Origin of the sequence: Kocuria palustris (genome assembly GCF_016907795.1) — a bacterium.
Taxonomy (GTDB): domain Bacteria; phylum Actinomycetota; class Actinomycetes; order Actinomycetales; family Micrococcaceae; genus Kocuria; species Kocuria palustris.
This window is the reverse complement of the sequence record NZ_JAFBCR010000001.1, coordinates 1,607,459-1,629,991: the sequence shown is the minus strand read 5'-3', so window position 1 is coordinate 1,629,991 and position 22,533 is coordinate 1,607,459. Positions and strand designations below refer to the sequence as shown.

Genomic DNA, 22,533 nt, shown 5'->3' with positions numbered 1-22,533 from the left:
GGAGAGACCGCAGCCGTTCCAGCCCGAAGGAGGTGGGTTCTTTCCATGCGCGAATACGAGCTGATGGTCATCATCAACCCGGAGGTCGACGACCGCGCGGTCGAGCCGACCCTGAAGAAGTTCCTCGAGGTCGTCACCCGTGAGAACGGCACCGTCGACAACATCGACATCTGGGGTCGCCGCCGTCTCGCCTACGAGATCCAGAAGAAGTCCGAGGGCATCTACGCTGTCGTGCGCTTCCACGCCGAGCCCGCTACCTCGCAGGAGCTCGACCGTGTGCTGAACCTCAACGAGGCGATCATGCGCACCAAGATCATCCGTCCCGAGGAGCAGCGGATCCACCCGCACCACGACGTCAACGGCGAGCCCGTCGCCGAGACCGCCGAGGCCTGAGCAGATCGGCGCCGGTGACGGCGCGAGCTGCATCGGGTGCGATCCCACCGACTCCGTCCTGAGCGGCGGAGGAGGATGGGGGAGCACCAGCCCCATCACCGCGAGTTCTCCGGAAGGAGAGTCCCATGGCCGGCGACACCATCATCACCATCATCGGCAATCTGACCGCTGAGCCCGAGCTGCGCTTCACGCCGTCGGGTGCGGCCGTCGCGAACTTCACTATCGCGTCGACCCCGCGCCAGTTCGACCGTCAGTCCAACGAGTGGAAGGACGGCGAGACGCTGTTCATGCGCTGCTCGGTGTGGCGCGAGGCGGCGGAGAACGTCGCCGAGACGCTGCAGAAGGGCATGCGCGTCATCGCCCAGGGGCGGCTCAAGTCCCGGTCCTTCGACACGAAGGAAGGCGACCGCCGCACCGTGATGGAGCTCGACGTCGATGAGATCGGCCCGTCGCTGCGCTTCGCCTCGGCGAAGGTCAACCGCCAGTCCCGCGGAGGCGGGTCCGGCGGCGGCTTCAGCGGCGGCGGACAGCAGTCCGGCGGCTCCGGCGGCTGGGACAATGGCGGCGGGGGCGGCTTCGGCGGCAACCGCGGCGGCCAGTCCTCCGGCGGCTACAACCAGGGCGGTCAGGGCGGTGGGCGCCAGCAGGCGGCCCCGCAGAACGATCCCTGGGGCCAGTCCGCCGGCGGCAGCTACGACTGGGGCACCGGACAGGACGACGAGCCGCCGTTCTGATCGGCGGCCCGAGCGCCTGAGCCCTCGCACCCACCCGGCGCAGAGCCGGGAGACAGAACACATTTCCATCCCGCAGAGCACTGCGGGCTCCACGCTTCAGAAGGAGCACCACGATGGCGAAGCATGAGATTCGCAAGCCCAAGCCGAAGGCGAACCCGCTCAAGGCCGCAGGCGTCACCGAGATCGACTACAAGGACGTTGCGCTGCTGCGCAAGTTCATCTCCGACCGCGGCAAGATCCGCGCGCGTCGCGTGACCGGCGTCTCCGTCCAGGAGCAGCGCAAGATCGCCCAGGCCGTCAAGAACGCCCGTGAGGTCGCCCTGCTCCCCTACGCCGGCTCCGGCCGCTGATCGGAAAGGAACACACTCATGGCAAAGATCATCCTGACGCACGAGGTCTCCAACCTCGGTTCCGCCGGTGACGTGGTCGAGGTCAAGGACGGGTACGCCCGCAACTACCTCTTCCCCCGCGGCTTCGCGACCCAGTGGTCCAAGGGCGCCGAGCGCCAGATCGAGTCCATCAAGGCCGCTCGTGCGGCCCGTGAGCTCGCCTCGCTCGAGGACGCGCAGGCCCTGGCGGCCTCGCTGACCTCGGCCACCGTCACGGTCCCGGCCAAGGCCGGCGCCGAGGGCCGTCTGTTCGGCTCGATCAAGGCCGAGCAGGTCGCCGACGCCGTCAAGGCCGCCGGCCTGGGCGAGATCGACAAGCGCAAGGTCGAGATCCGCGAGCAGGTCCGCACCGTCGGCACCTACCAGGCCACCGTGCGCCTGCACGAGGACGTCAACGCGAACATCGAGTTCGAGGTCGTCCCCGCCTGATCCTTTGGGTGAGCCGTGCTGCACGGCACGCCTGACCGACGAGCCGTCGCCCCTTTCCGGGGCGGCGGCTCGTCGTCGTTGCCGGGCCTGTCGGGCGCCGGCGGGGGGCGGCTCTGCCCCTGACAGGTCACCGTTCGGCGGATGACGACGACGGCCCTGCGCAGCGACACAGGGCAGGCCCTGATGTGGTCCCTTGCGCGGTGATCTCGCATCTGTTCCCGGCCCTCGGGGCCCGGGCGCGGCGCGGATCTGCTGCGGGCGCATGACCCGTCCCCAGGACGGCCGACTTCTGCGCCGACCAGCACCGACGCCGGCGTCGTCTCCCGTGCTACGTTCCCGGCGGCGGCTACGCCGACCCGACTTCGGAATCCGCCAGGGCACAGCAGATCGTGCACGAAGAGGTCGGCGGGGAGGCGAGCCTCGTCGTCCTGGTCCGAGCCCCCGAAGGCTCCCAGGCAGCCGACTCCGCTGACGTGGGGGAGGAGATCGCCGCGGATCTGCGCGAGCACGACGGCATCGAGTCCGTCCATGCCTTCAGCGATCCCGGCATGAGCGACCCGCTGAGCTCTGAAGACGGCCGCACGGGCATGGTCGTCGCGCACATCGAGGGCACCTTGGCCGAGCAGACTGAGATCTCCACGGAGCTCGTGGACCAACTGAGCCAGGAGCGCGGCGACGGCACCGAGGTGCTGGTGGGCGGCTCCGCGCCCATGATCGCCTCGAACAGCCAGCAGGTGATCAAGGACCTGGGGCTGGCCGAGCACATCGCCGTGCCCATCACGCTGGTGCTCCTGCCGGCGGTGCTGGGCGTGGTGACGCTCGTGTTCCAGCACGGCTGGCTCTCCGGGTTCCTGGGCTTCACGCGGGGCCCGCTGGACATGTCCATGCCCGTGCTGCTGTTCTGCATCGCCTTCGGGCTGTCGGTGGACTTCGAGCTGTTCCTGATCGGGCGCATGAAGGAGTTGTGGGAGCAGACGGGCAGCAACCGCATGGCGGTCGTGGAGGGGCTCGCGCACACCGGGCGCATCAACACACTCGCGGCGCTGGTGCTCTCGGTGTCGTTCGCGGCCTTCGGGACGAGCCAGGTGAGCTTCATGCAGCTGTTCGGCCTGGGTACGGCGTTCGCGATCCTGCTCGATGCGACCCTGGTGCGCGGCGTCCTGGTGCCCGCGTTCATGCGGATCGCCGGGCGGGCCAACTGGTGGGCACCGGCCCCGCTGCGGTGGGTGCACGATCGGATCGGGCTGGCGGAGGCCCCCGAGGATCCGCATACGGGCCCCTTGGCGCGGCGCGAGCCGGAGGAGTTCGGGGATCACATCACGCCGCCGTCGGCCCGACGACGCCGCGGTCGCCACGTGGCCGACACGGCGCCGCGGCACCGGAAGGGACCGTGGTGAGGGTCCCGTCAGTCGGTCCGCGCTCTCAGCGCGGGATGGTCTCCGACTGATCCTGAGTCAGGGCCTGATCGAAGAACGCCAGCTCGTGGCGGCAGCCTGCCAGATAGGCCCGCTGTGCTGCCGCACGGCCTGATTCCGAGCTCTGTGCGAGCTCCCGCTCGACGCGCTCCAGGGCTGCAGCGGTTGCAGCCACGAAGTCGGGATCGCGGTAGGTCTCCAGCCATGCGGCATACGGGTGATCCGGCTCCACGGACGGCAGACAGGCTCCGACCTGGGCGTAGAGCCAGAAGCAGGGGAGCACTGCAGCAGCGCCGACAGCTCGGTCCTGTCCCAGGGCGGCGGCCAGCAGGAAGTCCGTGTAGGCCGCGGTGACGGTGCTGGCGGGCTCGTCGGCGGCCTCCGGACGGGCGGCCATCCAGGTGCGGTGCAGCTGGGCCTCCTCCGTGAGGCAGCCGACCGAGGCCTGTGCCCACGCGAGCTGGTCCGGGGCGTGATCGCAGCGTGCGGACAGAGCCGCCAGGGCCCGGGCGTAGCCGGCCAGATACAGGGCGTCCTGGGCGAGGTAGAACGTGAACCGCGCGTCGTCAAGGGTTCCGTCCAGCAGGGCGCGCACGAATCTCGAGTCCTGGATCTCGGCTGCCGTCTGCGCGCCGTCATCCCACAGCGACTGCGTCCATGGACCGGCCGCTTCGACGGCGGGCTGGGGGGCGATGTTCGAGGTGGAGTTCATCAAGGGGACATCCCTTCGCCAGTGCGAGCTGGAGCAGGTTCCACGGGTCTGATCTCAGCGCCGGCGGCGCACCCCGTGTCCGCAGCCCACTATAGGCGGCAGGATCGGATGCCGACAGGGCGGTAGCCGGTTCCGCTGCGAGAGACGAGACCTGCTCATATTGCACATTCGACATATGAGCAGGTCAGGCGGCCTATGGGTCCTCCGAGAGCTCGGTGAGCCCGTCAGGAGCCGTCGTGGCCCTTGAGAAGGCTCGCGAAGTCCGTGACCGGACCCAGGTCCACGCCGCTGCGACGTGGCGCCCGCGCGGGCTCGGTGGGCAGGAAGCCCTCCACCCCAGCGGACTCGGCCACCAGTGCCGTCGCCATCTCGGAGGCGGCTCGAGCGATCCGCGACTCCAGGCCTCCGGTGTCCCCGGAGCCGAAGTCATCGGTCGCGGCGAACACGCCCGTGGGCAGCACGACCGCCCGCGAGTAGGAGAACAGCGGGCGCAGCGCGTGGTCCAGGACCAGGCTGTGGCGCGGGGTGCCGGCCGTCGCGGCGATGAGCACCGGGAGGTCGATCAGCGCTTCGTCGTCGAGGACGTCGAAGAACATCTTGAACAGCCCCGAGTAGGAGGCCCGGAAGATCGGCGTGACCGCCACCAGCCCGTCGGCCTGGGCGACCAGGCGCTTGACCTCGTCGAGCTGCGGATCGGGCAGCCCGCCCGTGGTCATGGCCTGCGCCAGCGGCAGGGCCAGGTCCCGCAGCTCCACGTGGTGGACCTCCAGGGCCTCGCCCCGGGCGCCGACCCGGGACTCGACGGCCTGGGCGATCCGGTCCGCCAGCAGGCGGGTGGACGACGGCGAGGACAGCCCCGCCGAGACGACGACGAGCTGACGGGTCATCGCTGCTCATCCTCCTTCTGCTCGTCTTGCGGCTGCGCGTTGATGACCTGGCGGTGCTTGGAGTCCGGACCCTGGGCGCGCAGGGTCTCGTGGGTGGGCGGGTCTGAGGGCACGTGCGCCGGGCGACGTGCCTCGAAGCCCTCGCGCAGGCGCGGGGCGATCTCCCGGCCGAGGATCTCGATCTGCTCCAGGACCACCTCCTCGGGCAGGCCGGCGTGATCCAGCAGGAACATCTGGCGCTGGTAGTCGCCCACCTGATCCGCGTAGCCCAGGTAGCGCTCCACGATCTGATCCGGGGTGCCGACCGTCAGCGGGGTCATCCGCGAGAAGTCCTCGAGCGACGGGCCGTGGCCGTAGACCGGCGCGTCGTCGAAGTACGGGCGGAAGACCCGCTTGGCCTCGGCCTCTGTCTCAGCGGCGAAGATCTGGCCGCCCAGGCCCACGATTGCCTGGTCGGCGGCGCCGTGGCCGTAGTGCTCGAAGCGCTGGCGGTAGAGGTTCACCATCGAGGCGGTGTGCTCGATGTTCCAGAAGATGTGGTTGTGGAAGAAGCCGTCGCCGTAATAGGCGGCCTGCTCCGCGATCTCCGGGGAGCGGATCGAGCCGTGCCACACGAAGGGCGGGGTGTCATCCAGCGGCCACGGGGTGGAGGTGTAGCTGTTGAGCGGGGTGCGGAACTTGCCCTGCCAGTTCACGACCCCCTCGCGCCACAGCTTGCGCAGCAGGTGGTAGTTCTCGATGGCCAGCGGGATGCCCTGGCGGATGTCCTTGCCGAACCAGGGGTAGACCGGACCGGTGTTGCCACGGCCCATGGTGAGATCCACACGACCGCCGGAGAGGTGCTGGAGGAAGGCGTAGTCCTCAGCGATCTTCACGGGGTCGTTCGTGGTGATCAGCGTGGTGGCCGTGGAGAAGCGCAGCCGCTCGGTCTGGGCGGCGATGTAGGCCAGGTGCGTGGTGGGCGAGGACGGCACGAACGGCGGGTTGTGGTGCTCGCCGGTCGCGAAGACGTCCAGACCGACCTCCTCCGCCTTCAGGGCGTACTTGGTCATCGACTGGATGCGCTGAGCTTCGGAGGGCGCCTTGCCGGTGGTGGGGTCCGGGGTGACGTCGCCGATGGTGAAGATGCCGAACTGCATGGTGCTCGCTCCTTGGGTGCGCATCGCGATGACCGGAGATGTCCGGTCATCGCGTGACGTTTCACGGAACAGTATGCGTCGATGTAGGTGACATGTCAACCATTAGGTCCGCCGTGCTCGAGGGACGGCGGGAACGACGAACGCGCTGTCGTCGTGATGCCCCAGGCCGTGTCCGCGCAGGGCGGCAGCTGGCCTGCGCGGGTCAGTCGATCGGTGCGCAGTCCGGGCGGCGGATGTCGAGCTTGCGGGCGATCCGGGAGGTGATGCGGTCCAGGTCCTCGATGTCCTGTGCATCGAGGGCGTCGAAGAACGACCTGCGCACGGCGCCCAGGTGGCCCGGGGCGGCTGCGGCCAGGGCCTGGCGACCGGCTTCGGTGAGCTGTGCGAGCTGCGCCCGACCGTCGTCCGGGGCGGCCGAGCGGGCGATCAGGCCGCGCTTCTCCATCCGGGTGAGGTGGTGGGACATGCGCGAGCGCTCCCAGTCCAGCAGCCCGGCGAGCTCGGTGATCCGGCAGGAGGAGCTCTCGCTGTCGTTGAGCATGACCAGGACGTCGTAGTCCTGAAGCGACAGGCCGGAATCGGACTGCAGCTGCGAGGACAGGGCGGCGGGGATGCGGCTGCTCACGGCGAGCCAGCGGCGCCAGACGGTCTCCTCATGTGCGGACAGCCAGTCGACGCCGTCGCCGGAGCCGCCCGTGCCAGCTGTCGTCGAGGGGGAGTCCCCGGGCTCGTCGGCGTCTGAGGGGAGGCTGCGGGGTTCGGTGTCGGGTGCCGTTGTCATGCCCCCAGGATAGCGACAAACGTGACGCGTCATCAGTGAGTGGCTGCGGGTTGCCGCTCACTTTCACGTGAGCCGGCATCCAGCAGGTGATGGCACCATGTCCGCCATGTTCCCCAGTTCCCGCAGCGCCCGACGTCAGCCCGCCGCCGCCCGGTCAGGAGCGGGTCGCTTCTCCGCCGCGCCTGCCTCTGCGCAGCGGAAGCGCCGCAAGGGCAAGGCCGAGCCGCGGCTGCTGCCGATCGCCGTCAGCCTGTGGATCGTGGGGCTCGCGGCCTTCGTGGCGGGCTTCGGGCTGGGCAACACCGGTTCCGGCGTGGCCATGACCCTCACGTTCTTCGGGGGGCTGATCGTGGCCACGCTGGCGGAGGTGGGGGCGTTCCTCACTGCGCTGGCCAGCACGATCTCCTATCGGCGGCACAGGCCCTGGAATGTGATCGTGATGATCCTCTCGGTGCTGATCAGCCCGGCCACCCTGATGCTGCTGCTGCAGCTGGCCATGGGGTCCTGAGCTCGGTTGCCGAGCCGCGCGACGCACGACGACACAGCCCTGTGGGAATGCCCACGTCTCGTGTGGACACGGCCTGTGGAGAGTTGTGCACACGCCGTGGAGAAACCCTGGAATCACACTCTGACCTGGTGATTCATCCTTCGTTCACGAAGTCTGAGCCTGTGGATATCCACAGCTGGGCAGGGAGATCTGCACCGGTTGCGCACAGTCCTGCACGGCGCGCCCCACAGGGCATCCACAAGTTATCCACAATCAGTGGATAAAGCCCGCGCATGTCATTGCAAGCGTTCCGGCCGAGCGGCTTATGACGTCGGCTCGGTGGGCCAGAATGGGCGGGCCGGGCGGCCGTCGTCGTCCTGGCTGCAGTCAGCGCTGGAAAGGCCCCGTCGTGTCCGAAGAGATCCGCACTCCCCCCTACGACAACGTCGCCGAGCAGTCCGTGCTCGGCGGCATGATGCTGTCCAAGGACGCCATCGCGGACGTCGTGGAGGTGCTGCGCGGCAACGACTTCTACAAGCCGGCGCACGAGTCCATCTACGAGGCCATCATGAGCCTCTACGGCAAGGGCGAACCCGCCGACGCCATCACCGTGGCCGACGAGCTGACCAAGCGCGGCGAGCTCGAGAGGACGGGCGGGCCGGCCTACCTGCACTCGCTGATCTCGTCGGTTCCCACCGCGGCCAATGCCGGGTTCTACGCCGAGATCGTCCAGGAGCGCGCCGTGCTGCGCCGCCTGGTCACCGCCGGCACCAAGATCGTCCAGCTCGGCTACTCGCAGGACGGCGAGGTCGAGGTCCTGGTCAACGAGGCCCAGTCCGAGATCATGACGGTCGCCGAGCGGCGCAATTCCGAGGACTACGTGGTCCTCAAGGACGTTGTGGAGTCCACCGTCCAGGAGATCGAGGACGCTGGCGGCCGCTCCGGCATGCAGGGCGTGCCCACCGGATTCGTCGAGTTCGACGAGCTGACCCACGGTCTGCAGGGCGGGCAGATGATCGTGATCGCGGCCAGGCCGGCCATGGGCAAGGCGCTCGCGCTGGACACCCCCATCCCCACGCCCACCGGGTGGACGACCATGGGGGAGATCTCCGTCGGCGACCTCGTCCTGGCCGTCGACGGCACTCCCACGCGGGTGAGCGCCGCGACCGACGTGATGCTCGACCGGCCCTGCTACCGGGTCAGCTTCGACGACGGCAGCGAGATCATCGCCGATGAGGAGCACCAGTGGCTGACGCATACGCGGACTGCCGTGCTTGTCGGAGCCGGTGCGGCTGATGCGGGCTCGGCCAGCGTGGTGACCACGGGGCAGATCGCGGCCTCTTCGCAGCGCCACCTCGTGCGCATTCCGGATGACGCCCGACTCCCGCTGTGCCATGACGGCGGCATTGAGCCGGGAACCGAGCGGGCGATCGTCGCCGTGGAGTCGGTGGGCTCGGTCCCGGTCCGGTGCCTGCAGGTCGATCATCCGGAGCACTTGTTCCTGGCGGGACGGACGTTCATCCCCACGCACAACTCCACGTTCGCCATCGACATCGCTCGCTCTGCTGCTATCAAGCACAACATGACCACCGCGATCTTCTCGCTCGAGATGGCGCGCAACGAGATCGCCCTGAAGATCCTCTCGGCCGAAGCCACCCTCAACCTGCAGGACCTGCGCAAGGGCACGTTGCAGGACGAGCAGTGGGGCAAGATCGCCTCCACCATGGGCAAGCTGGACTCGGCGCCGCTGTTCATCGACGACTCCCCGAACATGTCGCTGATGGAGATCCGCGCCAAGTGCCGCCGCCTGAAGCAGAAGCACGATCTGAAGCTCGTGGTGCTGGACTACCTGCAGCTGATGAGCTCGGGCAAGAAAGTCGAGTCGCGCCAGCAGGAGGTCTCGGAGTTCTCGCGTGCGCTGAAGCTGCTGGCCAAGGAGCTCGACGTCCCCGTGATCGCGCTGTCGCAGCTGAACCGTGGTTCCGAGCAGCGCACGGACAAGCGGCCGATGGTCTCGGACCTTCGCGAATCGGGCTCGATCGAGCAGGATGCCGACATGGTGATCCTTCTGCACCGAGATGACGTCTACGACAAGGAGTCGCCGCGCGCAGGCGAGGCGGACGTGATCGTGGCCAAGCACCGTAACGGCCCCACCAAGACCATCGTGGTGGCGTTCCAGGGCCATTACTCCCGCTTCGCGAACATGGCGAACGAGGGGTTCTGACCCGGAGGCCGCCTCCTGGGAGCCCTTGACGTCATCCGTGGTCAGGGCCGACCTGTGTTCAGCCCGGATCCTCAGATCTTGCGGTCCGCGGCATGGTGCGGCGGCTCTCCGGTCCCTTCGAAGGCCTGAGTCATGTCCGCCAGGAAATCGAGCACCGCCTGCCTGGACTCCTCGGGGACCCGTCGGGCCGCCTCGAGCATCCGGTCATGGGGCTGCGTCATCACAACCCGGACTCGTTCGTGGGCCAGCGGCTGGGCGATCACGGTCACAGATCGCCCGTCGCGGGGGTGGCGCACGCGTCGGAGGTGACCCGTGCTGGTCAGGCGGTTGAGCAGCTTGGCGGTGGAGGCGGTGGAGATCCCCAGCTCGGCGGCCAGGGCGGAGGCGGTGAGGGGGTCGTCGGCGCGCTCGCCGGCGATGATCAGCTGCAGAGCCTTCAGATCGGTGGGGTTCAGCTCCATCTCGGCGGTGGCCCGGTGATGCATGAGGCGACGGGCGCGCTGGAGGCGCCGCATGGCGCGCAGAAGCTCGCGCTCGGGGGCGGAGTCGTCGTACCAGTAGGAGTCGCTCGACGACCCCTGCTCTGGGGGCCGGGTCATGGGCGAAGGGTATCTGAATAGTTATCTAGGCAGGCTAGCTTTTCTATGCGAGGCTGGCCCACGTGATGAGTCAGCAGAAGTCGGCAACCGTGCAGCGTGAGCTGCAGGAAGTGTGGAGGCGCGGTGGGGAGCGCTCCGCATGTCTCGGGCCTGAGCACGGACAGCTGTGGGGCGCGCTCGATGAAGCCGCCCGAGGTGGGAAGGGGTTGCGCCCCGACCTCGTCATCGCCGTCCATGCGGCCCTTGGAGGCACTCGGTACGAGTCTGTCGCCAGTGCTGCTGCGGCGGTCGAGATGCTGCACACCGCGTTCGTGGTCCATGACGATGTGATTGACGGCGACGACACTCGCCGCGGGCGGCCGAACGTCTCCGGAGCCTTCGAGGTGCAGGCCCGGAGGACGGGTGCGAGCGCGGCAGCGGCACAGCGGCAGGGTTCCGCCGCAGGGATCCTGGCCGGTGATCTGGCGCTGGTCTCGGCCCTGCGCCTGATGGCCCGCAGCGGCGCCTCGGCCGCCCAGACCGAGCAGCTGCTCGAGCTGCTGGAGGAGGCGGTCCACGCCACGGCATCCGGCGAGCTGGCGGACGTGCGCCTGAGCCGGGTCGGCGAGGGGCAGGCGCTGCAGCTCCAGGACGCTCTCCGGGTGGCTGAGCTCAAGACCAGCGCCTACTCCTTCCAGCTGCCCATGCAGGTCGGGGCCGTCCTGGCCGATGCTCCGTGGGAGCTGCTCGAGAAGCTGGCTGTGATCGGGCGATTGGTCGGCATCGGGTTCCAGCTGCTGGACGACCTCCTGGGGGTCTTCGGCCGCCAGGAGCTGACCGGCAAGACCGTGATCTCCGACCTGCGCGAGGCAAAGCCCACTGCGCTGCTGGCCCTGGCTCGAGGCACGTCGTGCTGGACGGAGCTCAGCGCGCTGATCGGGGACCCGGAGCTGGGCGAGGAGCAGGCCGATCGAGCCCGTGATCTGCTCACCGGGTGCGGTGCCCGGCGCGCCGTCCAGGATCTGGCCGACCAGCAGCTCGAGGAGGCTCTGCACCTGGCAGCTCGACCTGCCGTCCCGGCAGAGCTGGAAGCCGTGGTGGCCCAGCTGATCGAGCGAGTGAGGGGGACAGCGATCTCAGCCATGACGACGCACAGCGCTGAAGGTCAGTTCGGTGCGGCTCCGCTTCGGGAGCAGGCGTCATGACGGCGGTGAGGCCGGTGTCGCGCTACGACCGGGTGGCCGCGGCGAGTGCCGCCGAGGTGATCGGCCGCTATTCGACGTCCTTCGGGTGGGCCGTGCGACTGCTCGCCGAGCCGACTCGCTCGGAGATCCGCAGCCTCTACGCACTGGTGCGCGTGGCCGATGAGATCGTCGATGACCCGGATCCGGGCCTGAGCCCGCAGCTGCGGTCCGAGCTGCTGGAGGAGCTCGAGGCCGACACGCTCCGAGCCCTGCAGCACGGGCGCAGCGCCAATCTGGTGGTCCAGGCCTTCGCCTCCGTGGCACGACGGCGGGGCATCGGTCCGGAGCTGATCCGCCCGTTCTTCGCCTCCATGCGCGCCGATCTGGGACTGCGCACCCACGACGACGAGAGCCTGGACGACTACGTATACGGCTCCGCCGAGGTGATCGGGCTGATGTGCCTGCACTGCTTCCTGGGGGCGGACGGCGGTGCCTACGAGCGGCTGGCTCCCGGGGCGCAGCGGCTGGGCGCTGCCTTCCAGAAGATCAACTTCCTGCGGGATCTGGCCGATGATCACGACCTGCTGGGGCGGACGTACTTCCCCGGCCTGGATCCGGAGGCGTTCACCGACAGCCGGCGCGACGAGCTGCTGGATGACATCGATGCCGACCTGGCGGTGGCCGCCGAGGCGATCGCCCAGCTGCCTCCCGACAGCCGCCGGGCGGTCCGTGCTGCGCACGGGCTGTTCGCCGAGCTCTCGCGGCGCCTGCGCCGCACCCCTGCCGCGCAGATCCGGTGCACCAGGATCCGGGTGCCCGATGCGCGCAAGGCGGTCATCATCGTGCGTGCGCTGGGAGGCCGCCCATGAGCCGGGAACGTCGGGCTGTGGTCGTCGGCGGGGGCATCTCGGGGCTGGCCACGGCCGCGCTGCTGGCCCGGCGCGGCTGGTCCGTGGACCTGCTGGAAGCGCGGGGGGCCCTCGGCGGCCGTGCCGGGACGTGGGAGGCTGACGGCTTCCGCTTCGACACCGGTCCCTCGTGGTACCTGATGCCGGAGGTCTTCGAGCGGTTCTTCGAGCTGATGGGCACGAGCGTCGACGAGCAGCTGGATCTGCAGCAGCTCGATCCGGGGTACCGGGTGTTCTTCGAGGGCCACGACGAGCCGCTGGACATCGCGGCCGATGTCCGGACCAACATCGAGCGGTTCGAGGAGATCGAGCCCGGTGCCGGCCGGGTCCTGGAGCGCTATCTGGACTCCGCTCGCTCCACCTACGAGCTGGCGCTGGCCCGCTTCCTCTACACATCCTTCGATTCGCTGCGGCCCTTCATGGATCGCCGCGTCCTGGGATCGGCGCATCGGCTCGGCCCGCTGCTGCTGCAGTCACTCGAGCGCTTCACGGCGCGACGATTCCGGGACCCGCGGTTGCGTCAGGTCCTGGGCTATCCCGCCGTCTTCCTGGGGTCCTCGCCGGACAGGACGCCTGCGCTGTACCACCTGATGAGCGCCATGGACCTCACGGGCGGGGTGCTCTACCCGCAGGGCGGTTTCGGCGAGCTCATGGCCGTCCTGGAGCGACTGGCCCGGGCTGCTGGAGCCCGGCTGCACACCGGGGCGGAGGTCACGGAGATCCGCACGGGTGCAGGAGGCCGTCGCGGGACACGTGCGCAGGCGACGGGGGTGCGCTTCCGCGATGCCGACGGCCTCGAGCGAGTTCTGGAGGCGGACTTCGTTGTGTCCACGGCGGATCTGCATCGCACGGAGACCACGATGCTGCCCCGGCACCTGCAGACCTACCCCGAATCCTGGTGGGCCCGGCGCACCAGCGGTCCGGGCGCGGTGCTCGTGATGCTGGGTGTGGACGGTCCGCTGGAGCGCATGCCGCATCACAGCCTGTTCTTCACCCGGGACTGGCGGCGCAACTTCGCCGCCATCGCGGACGGTCGAGTGCCGGAGCCTGCGTCGGTCTACGTGTGCCGGCCCTCGGCCACTGACCCGTCGGCTGCGCCGGCGGGTCAGGAGAACCTGTTCGTGCTCGTGCCCATGCCTGCCGAGCCGCAGCTGGGACGTGGGGGGATCAACGGCGGCGGTGATCCGCGGATCGAGGCCATCGCCGATGCCGCGATCGACCAGGTGGCTCGCTGGTCCGGCCACGAGGACCTGGCCCAGCGCATCGTGGTGCGCCGCACCGTGGGCCCTGCGGACTTCTCCGAGGACCTGGGGGCTTGGCGAGGCAGCATGCTCGGCCCGGCGCACACCCTCGGCCAGAGCGCCATGTTCCGCGCCGGCAACCGCTCCCGGAAGGTGGACGGGCTCTACTACGCCGGGTCGAGCACGATCCCGGGGATCGGGCTGCCCATGTGCCTGATCAGCGCCGAGATCGCCGCCGACCGGATCGCCCGGGAGCTGCCATGACGGGTCTGATCTACCTGGGCGCCCTGCTGGCCTCGACCGGCTGCATGGCACTGCTCGACCGCCGCTTCCATCTGGTGCTGTGGCGGGCGCCGCGAGCCGGCGCGCTCACCGTCATCGCAGGGATCGCTGTCTTCCTGCTGTGGGATCTCGCGGCCATCGCCTCGGGGCACTACGGCAAGGGCCAGGGGCCGATGACCGGGCTCATGCTGGCGCCCGAGCTGCCCCTGGAGGAGATCGTCTTCATCACCTTCCTCTGCTACCTCACGCTCGTGCTGCGGGGACTGATCGCGCTGGCCATCGATCGCTCCCGGGCCTTGCCGAAGGAGGGTGCGCGATGACCTATGCCGCCCTCGCCGCGCTGTTCGTGGCCGCGACGGCCGTCGTGGCCGTCCTGGTCTCCTGGCGACGCAGGCTCGGGCCTGCCTGGTGGGTGACGACGGCCCTGACGATCCTCGGCCTGCTGCTGCTGACCGTCGTGTTCGACAGCCTCATGATCGCGGTGGACCTCTTCCGCTACGACGAGGCGCAGCTGCACGGCTGGTTCGTGGGCCTGGCCCCGATCGAGGACCTGGCCTGGCCGATTGCGGCCGGTCTGCTGCTGCCGTCCCTGTGGGAGCTTCTCGCCCGGCCGGCGGATGACGGCGAACGGGAGAGGAGCGGCCGATGACGCGCACCGAGGGGACGGCGGCAGCCGCCCGGCAGCTCGTGGGCGCCTCCCGCCCGCTGAGCTGGGTCAACACCGCGTATCCGTTCGCGGCCGCCTACTTGATGGCCGGTGGAGGACTCACCGCCGAGCTGGTGGTGGGGACGGTCTTCTTCCTGATCCCCTACAACCTGCTGATGTACGGCATCAACGACGTCTTCGACTACGAATCGGATCTGCGCAATCCCCGCAAGGGCGGGGTCGAGGGCATCGTGCTGGCCTCCCGCTGGCACCGCCTGACGCTGTGGTGGGCATGCCTGCTGCCGGTTCCGTTCGTGCTCGCGCTGCTCTGGTGGGGGTCCTGGGCATCAGCGGCGGTCCTGGTGGTCACCCTGGTGGCCGTCGTGGCATATTCCGCCCCTGGCATGCGGTTCAAGGAGCGTCCCGTGCTGGACTCCATGACGTCGTCCGCCCACTTTGTGGGCCCGGCGGCCTTCGGCCTGGCGCTGACGGGCGCGCCCCTGACGACGACGGCCGCCGTCTCCCTGCTCGCGTTCTTCCTGTGGGGCATGGCCTCCCAGGCCTTCGGGGCGGTGCAGGATGTGATCGCCGACCGGGAAGCGGGGATCGGGTCGATCGCCACGGCTCTCGGCGGTCGCAGGACCGTCCGGCTGGCGATCGGGCTCTACGCCGCAGCCGGGCTCGTGATGGCCGCGGCGGACTGGCCCGCGGCGCTGGCCGGACTGCTGGTCGTGCCGTACCTGGTGAGCATCCTCCCGTTCCATGACGTGCCCGATGAGCGCTGCGAGGTGGCGCGCCGCGGTTGGCGGCGCTTCCTGTGGCTGAACATGGTCACGGGGTTCCTGCTGACGCTCCTGCTGCTGTGGATTTCATGGGGTCGGTGAGGGGGCGGCTGCCCGGAGTCACCCGCGAGGCGGCACGTCCTGCAGGCGGAACCACAGGCGGGCCTCACGGCGCCGGGCTGCCGTGAGCACCGACCAGCCGCCGGCGTCGGCACCCGACTCGGCGACCGCCTGGTCGAGCGCATCGCGGACCAGCCAGGTCGTCACGGGGTGGGCGTGGCCGTCCATCTGCAGGACGTGCTCGAGCTCGGGCGGTGACAGGTCGAGCCACTCGCACAGCTGCTGACGCGTCAGGTCCGAGACCTCGAGATGGCGGCGCAGCTCCTGACCTGTGCGCGCGGTCTGGGCGTCGGTGAGGGACATGAGGGCTCCTGGGCTCGGGGGCGGGTGCGGCTCCCGGTGGGGGCCAGGAGCGGGCGGCGTCTGTGTGATCTGGATCATAGTCGCGGCCGGCCTGCTGCGGGATGCAGACCATCCCGGGCGACCACCACTACCCCGAGGACTCGCAGTCCGAGGTGTGGATGCCGTCCGAGCCCGAGCAGCAGGGCTGACAACCGGATCAGCCGGTGACCGTGCGCAGCACCTGCATCTCCAGCAGCTCGTCGGGGTCATCGGTCAGCGGGTTCAGATCCAGCACGCAGAAGTCGGCGGCCAGCCCCGCAGCGATCCGCCCGGTGCCGTCGCGCCCGGAGGCCCGGGCCCCGGCCGACGTCAGCGCCTCCAGGGCATCGGCCGGATCGAAGACCCTCTCCGGCTGATACGGATCCCGGCCGGCGTCGAACGCGGAGCGGGCCGTGAGCGCGATGAACAGATTGCGCGCGGCCTGATGCGGAGCGGTGGGGGCGTCGGTGCCCAGGGCGATCGGCACGCCGGCCTCGCGGAAGCGGTGCCAAGGGAAGCCCTGCACGGCGCGGTCGTCGCCGAGCATGGCCCTCCAGTTGTCCAGCACGGCGGGGTCGCAGTGCACCGGCTGCATCGAGGCAGTCACGCCCAGCTGCGCCATCCGCTCGATGGTGTCCTGAGCGACCGACTCCAGGTGCTCCACGCGGGGGCGCCGTCCCTCCCGGGGCCCGTTGACGCGCACGCACTCCTCGACCAGATCCAGTGCCAGCGTGCTCGCCTGGTCCCCGATCGCGTGCAGCGCCAGCTGCAGGCCGCGGGCGTCGGCGGCGGTGGCCACCCGAAGGGCCGCCTCTCGCTCCCAGAGGGGATCGGGGAGCTCGCCGCCCACGTACGGGGCGCGCATGGCGGCGGTGCAGGCGTCGATCACTCCGTCCAGGATCAGCTTGACGCCCACGATCCGCAGCCACTGGGTGCCGAACTCGGCGGCCATCTCGTCGCGGATCGCGGCCACCCGCTCGACCTCCGCGAGATCCGCCTCCGGGTCGCCGGTGGGGCGCAGCAGCCAGTGGGCGTCGACGGGGAAGGGCAGGCGGCCGTCGCGCTCCAGCCGACGACGGAAGACTGCCAGGTCCGAGTCGCTGAAGCCCATGTCCGTGGCGCCCGTGGTGCCGCTGGCCAGGTAGGAGCGGAAGGCGTTGTCCAGGAAGCGGTCCTGATCCGCTTCCGTGGAGTGCGCGGCCTGGTACCCCCAGGCGTACTCGATCGCGGCGTTCTCGAGCAGCAGGCCGGTGGGCTCGCCCTCGGCGTCGCGCACGATCTGACCGCCCAGTGGATCCGGGGTGTCTCGGGTGATCCCCAGGGCCGCCAGCCCGGCGGTGTTCACCCACGCGGCGTGGAGGCTGTTGGCGTCCAGGATCACGGGGATGTCGGCGACGACCGCGTCCAGCATGGCGGCCGTGGGCTGTTGACCCGGCGCAAAGGCATGCGGGTACCAGCTGGCTCCGAGGATCTGGGTGGCCTGCGGATCGGCGGTCCGCGCCTCGGCGATACGCTGCTGGATCTCGTCCAGGGTGGCGCACTCGCGCAGCGAGACCTTGTCCAGCGCCTCGCCCAGCATGGTCATGTGCACGTGGGACTCCCAGAACCCCGGCAGCACGAAGGCCCCGTGCAGGCCCTCCTCCACGGCGTCGGGCCCGACGACTGCGCGCACCTCGTCCTGCGTCCCTGCCGCCAGGAAGCGTCCGTCCTGCACGGCGAAGGCCTCGGCGGTGGGGGAGGCGGCCTCTCCGGTGAAGACCGTGGCGCCGTGGAAGAGGGTGGTGCGGGACAAGGCGGGGTCGCTTTCGTCGTGCGGTTGGTCCGGCGCAGGCACAGGGGGCCGAATGCGCTGAGGCTATCCCAGGCCAGCACTTGAAGAAGGCGGAGAAGGTCGGTGCCGATCTGCCGGGTCACTGGCGGATCGCGCGTTTGCGCGGAGGCCCGATAATGGGGCTCTCCGCATTTGAGCGGGGCGTGTGCTGATTTCATGCTGCTGGTCTCTGCCCTCGGGTGAGGGCGATGTGGACCATGATGCGCCTTCGGTAGTTGTCCATGTTGGTGAAGCCGCATCCGACACGCTTGGTTTGCTTGATGATCCGGTTGAAGCCCTCGGTGCGGGCGTTGGTCACGTCCTCGGTGAGCGCGACGAGCACCGCTGGCCACCAGGTGTCGATCGTGGTCGCCAGGCGGCCGCCGGATCTGGTGCGGCTGGTGTTCGGCCAGCAGCAGGCGCAGGCGTTCCTTGACGGCATGCGCGGCGGCGATCTCGTTGGTCGGATCCTCGGCGGCGAGGGCGGCGTTGAACCGGGCCTTTTGCTTGACGGTGAGGTGCTCGTAGCCGGTGAGCAGCAGTTGCCGGCTGGCCCAGACTTTGTCGGTGGCGGTGCCGCGGCGGCCGTGCAGTTGCCGGGTGATCCGTTGACGGACCTGGGTGACCATGAGGTTGGCGAGGGCGACGAGATGCCACTTGTCGACTGCGATCCGCGCGTCCGGCAGGGCGGTGCGGATCCCGGATCGACAGGTACAACAGCGCCCGCCCGCACACCCGCCTCGGCAACGCCCCACCCGCCGAGTACGAGGCAGTGCACTGCGCTGAGCCCACCAAGTCATCGCGACCGGCAATGACACCTGCATAGACGTGGCATCAACGCGTAGATGTTTCAGTTTCTTCTGTGCTGGGGCTGTGTCAGGTGCTGGACCGGGTGTAGGCAGCGGCGCGCACCACATCTTCGTCCTCCAGTCCAGCTCCTAGTGCTCCGCCCACGGTGGCCAGGCTGGCGGTGAGCCAGCTGATCTTCGCGTAGTCCAAAGCGTTCACTGGGTGACCGGCGACACCGGCCAGTACCTGCTCGTCGATGAGCAGCAGCGCGCCGACCCAGGACAGGATGAATAAGACGAGGTAGAACACCACAACCCCGATGGCCACGGTCGCGGTGGTGGCCAAATTGAACAGGATCACCTGCTCACGTTGGGCTCGCCGCCGTGGGCGCTCCCACAAGTCGGCTCCCAGGATCAGGGTGGCACTCACCGCCCCGATCGCCATCACCGCCAGCAGGACCAGGCGCACCGGCCCGTAGGCCATGGCCAGTACCCATAGGTCCGAGGCCACCAATGTCAGCATGCCGGTGGCCGCTGCCACGACCAGCGCCCGGGAGAGCCGGGCCACGAAGGCCCAAGGCTGGTTGGCGCGGATCATGCCCAGCAGCAACCGCACGTTGCCGCTCAGCACTCGGGCCGTGAACTGCACGACGTTGTCGTCCGGGCGTTCGTCGAGATCGGTGGACAGCTGGTGGGCTCTTCGAGCAAGATCCCGCTGGGCATTGAGGTCTTCGGCGTCGTAGCCCAGGAGCTGCCCGACCACGTGCACGGTGGTCTCTTGCACCTTCTGCCGCACGTGCACGGGTCCCAGGGTTGGGACGGAGACCAGTCCTACCCCGTGCACGGGGCTGAGCTGGGTGAGCACCTGACGTCGGCCGGTCTTCAGGGGGATCTCGGTGAGCACCACGGCCAAATCCCAGTTCTCCTCCAGCATGCGGTTTCGGGCCGCCTCCAGCAGGTCCAAGGTCTCGGTGGGTGGATCGACCAGCCGGTCTTCGGCCATCTTCAGTTGCCAGCGCACTCCCGGATACCGCTGCACCAAAATCTTGCGCACCGAGGTGGTGACCTCGGGGCCGAGCACCGCACTCAGGGATGGTGAGACCACCAGGCCGATGAGCAGCTCGGCATCGGAAAGGGGTTCGGCAGGATCGGCGGTGGATCGGCAACGCTCAGCATTCACCGCTCCATGATGAGGCAACCACGGGTCGGATTGCCACTGGCTCGATGGAGCCCCCAAGGTTTCGTGCAGCACCGCGGGCCGGATTCGGTGGTCGCCTCGATCCCGGAAAGAGCGGTGCTGCTCACTGCGAAATCCTCTCCCCGCCGACGCCGCCAGCGCGAAGACATCACAGCCAGCGGGCCCGGGACCTGCCGGTGTCGAGGACGGCTTCTCGATGATGCTGCAGTGACGGATCGGTTGAAGTGCTTCGGCGGTGTGGGAGCAGTGATCAGCGTGGGGCCGGTCGATTCCGTTCGGACAGGTGATGCATCGACTGCCCAGCGGCAGGTGCGGTACTGATGCGGGGGTACCCGGTGCAGGGGTGTCAAGGCCCAGCTCCGAAGACGGCAAGCCGGGCATGTGAAAGGCGAATTATGGCCCGCCGCAACCCGAGCGGGAAGGCATGTGAAGCGCCCTGGGTTTCGTTCCGAGGTCAGGACGCAACGGGCGCTGAATCCTGGTCGTGAGTGTAGGCCGCCTCGACCTCCGCGGGAGTGCAGTAGCCGAGGGCTTCATGGAGGCGGGCCGTGTTCCACCAGTGCACCCACCCCATCGTGGCCAGCTCGACCGCCTCGACGGACTCCCAGATCCGCTTGGCGTGAATGAGTTCGGCCGTGTAGAGCCCGTTCACGGTCTCGGCCAGGGCGTTGTCGTAGGAGTCGCCCACGGTGCCCACCGAGGCGCTCACCCCGGCGGTGATGAGCGCGTCCGAATACGCCAGAGAGACGTACTGGGAGCCGCGGTCTGAGTGATGGACCAGACCTTCCCGGCCCCGGCTGGCTCCCGTGCTCAACAGCGCGTGCTCCAGGGCCAGCAACGGCAGCCCCGCAGTGTGAAGGCTGCCCGAGACGGCCCACCCGACGATGCGCCGGGAGTAGACGTCGGTGATGAACGCGACGTAGCAGAACCCGCCCAGGATCCTCACGTAGGTGATGTCAGCGACCCAGAGCCGATGCGGCCGATCCGCCGTGAAGCGGCGCTCGACCATGTCAGGGCGGGCATCCGGCTCGCGGGCAGGCTTCGTCGTGATCGGCTTGCGCCCTCGCCTCACGCCCTGCAGCCCGGCGGCACGCATGAGGCGGGCTACTTGGTCCCGGCCGATCTCCCAGCTGGCCCGACGCATGGCCTGGTGCATCTTCCTGACGCCGTAGACGCTGTAGTTCTCGACATGGACCCGCCTGATCTCCTGCCCGAGCATCGCGTCTCGCACAGACCGCTCAGAGGCGGGCCTGGTCTTCGCGGGGCGGTAGCCGCGCGAGGTGATGAACCCACAGTCTGTCGCAGCCAGCGTGCGGCAGATGGCCTCGACCCCGAACTGATCACGATGCATATCGATGAACGCGATCATCTCGTCGTGGGGCGGTCGAGTTCCGCGGCGAAAAAAGCTGAGGCGGCTTTGAGGATCGGCGGATTCAAGCGGTCAGCGCAACATCTCCTGTGAGATGGGACAGTCACTGACCACAGGAGGATCCGGATGCAGGGCAAGCACGGTCATCTCAGCCGGGAGCAGAAGCAGCTCGCGCTCAGGCTGCACGGGAAGGGCTGGCGGCTGGTCGACATCGCGAAGGAGATCAGCTGCAGCGCGCCGATGGTCGGCATCATGGCCCGCACCGGCAGGCACCTTGACGCCAGGCCGTTTGGGTGGGAGCCACGTCAGGGCTGCCTGACGATCGACGAGCGCGAGCAGATCCTGCTCGGGATCAATCGCGGCGATACCTTCACCGCGATCGCAGAGCAGCTGGGGCGTGCGGTGTCGACCGTCAGCCGTGAGGTGAAGCGCGGTGGGGGTCGCTACGGCTACTCGGCGTGGCGTGGTCATGAACGTGCCCGCGATAAGGCGCGTCGACCGAAGCCGTTCAAGCTTGCGTCGGGCCGGCTGCTCGAGGAGGTCGCCAGCCGGCTGGAGCAACTGTGGTCGCCCGACGAGATCGCGGTGCGCCTACGGTTGGATCATGCCGATGATCCGCAGATGCGTGTGAGCCACGAGACGATCTACCAGTCGCTGTTCGTGCAGGGCAGAGGCGAGTTGCGCCGTGAACTGGCCCGGTGCCTGCGGTCCGGAAGGACGGCTCGCAAGCCTCGCGGGGCCATCGAGGGTCGTGGCCGCATCCCCGGCATGGTGATGCTCAGCCAGCGCCCTGCCGAAGCCGACGACCGTGCAGTGCCCGGGCATTGGGAGGGTGACCTCATCCTTGGTCAGGGCAGCCGCAGCGCTGTCGGGACGCTCGTCGAGCGCTCGACACGGATGACATTGCTGCTGCACCTGCCCGACGGCAAGAGCGCCGAGCAGGTCGAGGCAGCAATGCGCGAGGCGGTCAGCAAGCTGCCGTCCTCCTTGGCCCGAACGATCACCTGGGACCAGGGCGCGGAGATGGCCAAGCATGCTGCGTTCACTACCGCCACGGGCATTCCGATCTACTTCTGCGATCCTCACTCGCCCTGGCAGCGCGGCAGCAACGAGAACACCAACGGCCTGCTGCGCCAGTACCTCCCCAAAGGCACCGACCTCAGCGGCCTCAGCCGCAGGGAACTCGACATGATCCAGGACAGTCTCAACGGACGCCCTCGGAAGACATTGGGCTATCTGACACCATCAGAGAAGCTCGCAGAGTTCCTTGCGCTCACCGCTTGAATCCGCCATCTCGTTCGCGCGGCGCAGCTCAAGGTTCTCTCTGCGCAGCTTGGTGATCTCCTCGGCTTCAGCGGTGCTCAGCCCTGGAGCCTCGCCCTGATCGATGCGGTCCTGCTTCCACCAGTTCCTCAGCGTGTGCGGTGAGATCCCGCCGAGGGCTTCACCGACGGCGGTGCAGGCGACCCAGCCAGAGCACTGCTCGGCACGGACGCGTTCTTCGATGAGCTTCAGGGCTCGCGCCTTGAACTCGGGGGTGTACTTCTGGGGCATGATCCGATCCTCTTTGAGGAAGTAGGTCGGAACGAAACCCAGGGCGCTTCAATGTGTGGCACGAGGCGCCGAAGACGGGCCGGGCGTTTACTGCAGAGATAAATATGCTTATCCTGGTAAGGTCCGCGACATTTTGTAAGGCCCTGAGAGCGGGCCCGTCGC

The 22,533-nt window shown here is 69.0% G+C and carries 22 protein-coding genes, 3 pseudogenes, 1 riboswitch and 1 other annotated feature; of the genes and pseudogenes, 14 read left to right on the top strand and 11 right to left on the bottom strand.

The window, feature by feature from the left end:
* Positions 1-45: 45 nt before the first annotated feature.
* The 5 genes and pseudogenes from rpsF to JOE55_RS07245 all read left to right on the top strand — a co-directional run.
* Positions 46-393, top strand: a complete 348-nt coding sequence (gene rpsF, locus JOE55_RS07265; protein ID WP_024289509.1) for a 30S ribosomal protein S6 — start codon at positions 46-48, stop codon at positions 391-393.
* 125 nt (positions 394-518) lie between these two features.
* Positions 519-1,127 carry a single-stranded DNA-binding protein gene (locus JOE55_RS07260; protein WP_006214362.1) on the top strand — a complete coding sequence of 203 codons (609 nt, stop codon included), beginning with the start codon at positions 519-521 and terminating at the stop codon, positions 1,125-1,127.
* Between the two features lie 113 nt (positions 1,128-1,240).
* Positions 1,241-1,477, top strand: coding sequence for a 30S ribosomal protein S18 (gene rpsR, locus JOE55_RS07255; protein ID WP_006214361.1), 237 nt, complete (start codon positions 1,241-1,243; stop codon positions 1,475-1,477).
* 18 nt (positions 1,478-1,495) lie between these two features.
* On the top strand, positions 1,496-1,945 hold the full coding sequence (rplI, locus tag JOE55_RS07250; protein WP_006214360.1) for a 50S ribosomal protein L9: 450 nt from the start codon (positions 1,496-1,498) through the stop codon (positions 1,943-1,945).
* Positions 1,946-2,319: 374 nt separating this feature from the next.
* Positions 2,320-3,342 (top strand): annotated as a pseudogene (locus JOE55_RS07245) (MMPL family transporter); the annotation flags it as partial.
* A gap of 25 nt (positions 3,343-3,367) precedes the next feature.
* Here JOE55_RS07245 and JOE55_RS07240 read toward each other — a convergent pair.
* The 4 genes from JOE55_RS07240 to JOE55_RS07225 form a co-directional block, all read right to left on the bottom strand.
* On the bottom strand, positions 3,368-4,072 hold the full coding sequence (locus JOE55_RS07240) for a thiaminase II/PqqC family protein (protein ID WP_204783232.1): 705 nt from the start codon (positions 4,070-4,072) through the stop codon (positions 3,368-3,370).
* A riboswitch (TPP riboswitch) is annotated at positions 4,066-4,158 on the bottom strand. Its footprint overlaps the gene before it by 7 nt.
* Before the next feature lie 138 nt (positions 4,159-4,296).
* The gene (locus JOE55_RS07235) at positions 4,297-4,959 is read right to left on the bottom strand and encodes an FMN reductase (protein ID WP_204782481.1); all 663 of its coding nucleotides are present in this window, start codon (positions 4,957-4,959) and stop codon (positions 4,297-4,299) included.
* The gene (locus JOE55_RS07230) at positions 4,956-6,098 is read right to left on the bottom strand and encodes an LLM class flavin-dependent oxidoreductase (RefSeq protein ID WP_204782480.1); all 1,143 of its coding nucleotides are present in this window, start codon (positions 6,096-6,098) and stop codon (positions 4,956-4,958) included. The genes JOE55_RS07235 and JOE55_RS07230 overlap by 4 nt, the downstream gene beginning before the upstream one ends.
* 202 nt (positions 6,099-6,300) lie before the next feature.
* Entirely contained in the window at positions 6,301-6,879 is a 579-nt protein-coding gene (locus JOE55_RS07225) for a MarR family winged helix-turn-helix transcriptional regulator (protein ID WP_204782479.1), read from the bottom strand.
* 106 nt (positions 6,880-6,985) lie between these two features.
* On the opposite strand from JOE55_RS07225, the gene JOE55_RS07220 reads away from it, so the two are divergent.
* Together JOE55_RS07220 and dnaB are read left to right on the top strand one after the other, a co-directional pair.
* Positions 6,986-7,387 (top strand): hypothetical protein, encoded by a 402-nt coding sequence (locus JOE55_RS07220; RefSeq protein ID WP_204782478.1) that lies wholly within the window; start codon positions 6,986-6,988, stop codon positions 7,385-7,387.
* A 388-nt stretch (positions 7,388-7,775) separates the two neighbouring features.
* On the top strand, positions 7,776-9,590 hold the full coding sequence (gene dnaB / locus JOE55_RS07215) for a replicative DNA helicase (protein ID WP_053448129.1): 1,815 nt from the start codon (positions 7,776-7,778) through the stop codon (positions 9,588-9,590).
* Positions 9,591-9,661: 71 nt separating this feature from the next.
* Here the strand turns inward: dnaB and JOE55_RS07210 are convergent, their stop codons facing one another.
* Positions 9,662-10,189, bottom strand: coding sequence for a MarR family winged helix-turn-helix transcriptional regulator (locus JOE55_RS07210; RefSeq protein WP_204782477.1), 528 nt, complete (start codon positions 10,187-10,189; stop codon positions 9,662-9,664).
* Positions 10,190-10,254: 65 nt separating this feature from the next.
* Between JOE55_RS07210 and JOE55_RS07205 the strand changes: the two genes are divergently transcribed.
* The 6 genes from JOE55_RS07205 to JOE55_RS07180 are packed head-to-tail and all read left to right on the top strand — an operon-like array spanning position 10,255 to position 15,313.
* Complete coding sequence (locus JOE55_RS07205) at positions 10,255-11,373, top strand: polyprenyl synthetase family protein (protein ID WP_239547293.1); 1,119 nt, start codon at positions 10,255-10,257, stop codon at positions 11,371-11,373.
* Positions 11,370-12,221: a phytoene/squalene synthase family protein gene (locus JOE55_RS07200; RefSeq protein ID WP_204782476.1), complete on the top strand. Its 852-nt coding sequence runs from the start codon at positions 11,370-11,372 to the stop codon at positions 12,219-12,221. The genes JOE55_RS07205 and JOE55_RS07200 overlap by 4 nt, the downstream gene beginning before the upstream one ends.
* Positions 12,218-13,765: a phytoene desaturase family protein gene (crtI, locus tag JOE55_RS07195; RefSeq protein WP_239546491.1), complete on the top strand. Its 1,548-nt coding sequence runs from the start codon at positions 12,218-12,220 to the stop codon at positions 13,763-13,765. The genes JOE55_RS07200 and crtI overlap by 4 nt, the downstream gene beginning before the upstream one ends.
* The gene (locus JOE55_RS07190; protein ID WP_204782475.1) at positions 13,762-14,103 is read left to right on the top strand and encodes a lycopene cyclase domain-containing protein; all 342 of its coding nucleotides are present in this window, start codon (positions 13,762-13,764) and stop codon (positions 14,101-14,103) included. Before crtI ends, JOE55_RS07190 begins: the two co-directional genes overlap by 4 nt.
* The gene (locus JOE55_RS07185) at positions 14,100-14,432 is read left to right on the top strand and encodes a lycopene cyclase domain-containing protein (protein ID WP_204782474.1); all 333 of its coding nucleotides are present in this window, start codon (positions 14,100-14,102) and stop codon (positions 14,430-14,432) included. The genes JOE55_RS07190 and JOE55_RS07185 overlap by 4 nt, the downstream gene beginning before the upstream one ends.
* Positions 14,429-15,313, top strand: coding sequence for a prenyltransferase (locus JOE55_RS07180; protein WP_204782473.1), 885 nt, complete (start codon positions 14,429-14,431; stop codon positions 15,311-15,313). The genes JOE55_RS07185 and JOE55_RS07180 overlap by 4 nt, the downstream gene beginning before the upstream one ends.
* Positions 15,314-15,331: 18 nt before the next feature.
* Here the strand turns inward: JOE55_RS07180 and JOE55_RS07175 are convergent, their stop codons facing one another.
* From JOE55_RS07175 to JOE55_RS07150, 5 genes and pseudogenes are all read right to left on the bottom strand, one after another.
* Complete coding sequence (locus JOE55_RS07175) at positions 15,332-15,634, bottom strand: DUF2316 family protein (protein ID WP_204782472.1); 303 nt, start codon at positions 15,632-15,634, stop codon at positions 15,332-15,334.
* A 196-nt stretch (positions 15,635-15,830) separates the two neighbouring features.
* Entirely contained in the window at positions 15,831-17,444 is a 1,614-nt protein-coding gene (locus JOE55_RS07170) for an amidohydrolase (protein ID WP_204782471.1), read from the bottom strand.
* Positions 17,445-17,637: 193 nt separating this feature from the next.
* Positions 17,638-18,262 (bottom strand): annotated as a pseudogene (locus tag JOE55_RS13570) (ISL3 family transposase).
* Positions 18,263-18,338: 76 nt separating this feature from the next.
* Entirely contained in the window at positions 18,339-19,430 is a 1,092-nt protein-coding gene (locus JOE55_RS07155) for a hypothetical protein (RefSeq protein ID WP_204782469.1), read from the bottom strand.
* Between the two features lie 472 nt (positions 19,431-19,902).
* A pseudogene (locus tag JOE55_RS07150) lies at positions 19,903-20,856 on the bottom strand (IS3 family transposase); the annotation flags it as partial.
* Positions 20,749-20,856 (bottom strand) — a sequence feature (AL1L pseudoknot). (Overlaps the previous pseudogene by 108 nt.)
* A gap of 87 nt (positions 20,857-20,943) precedes the next feature.
* On the opposite strand from JOE55_RS07150, the gene JOE55_RS07145 reads away from it, so the two are divergent.
* On the top strand, positions 20,944-22,101 hold the full coding sequence (locus tag JOE55_RS07145) for an IS30 family transposase (RefSeq protein WP_204782467.1): 1,158 nt from the start codon (positions 20,944-20,946) through the stop codon (positions 22,099-22,101).
* Here JOE55_RS07145 and JOE55_RS07140 read toward each other — a convergent pair.
* The gene (locus JOE55_RS07140; RefSeq protein WP_204782466.1) at positions 22,063-22,371 is read right to left on the bottom strand and encodes a transposase; all 309 of its coding nucleotides are present in this window, start codon (positions 22,369-22,371) and stop codon (positions 22,063-22,065) included. The genes JOE55_RS07145 and JOE55_RS07140 overlap by 39 nt on opposite strands.
* Between the last annotated feature and the right edge of the window lie 162 nt (positions 22,372-22,533).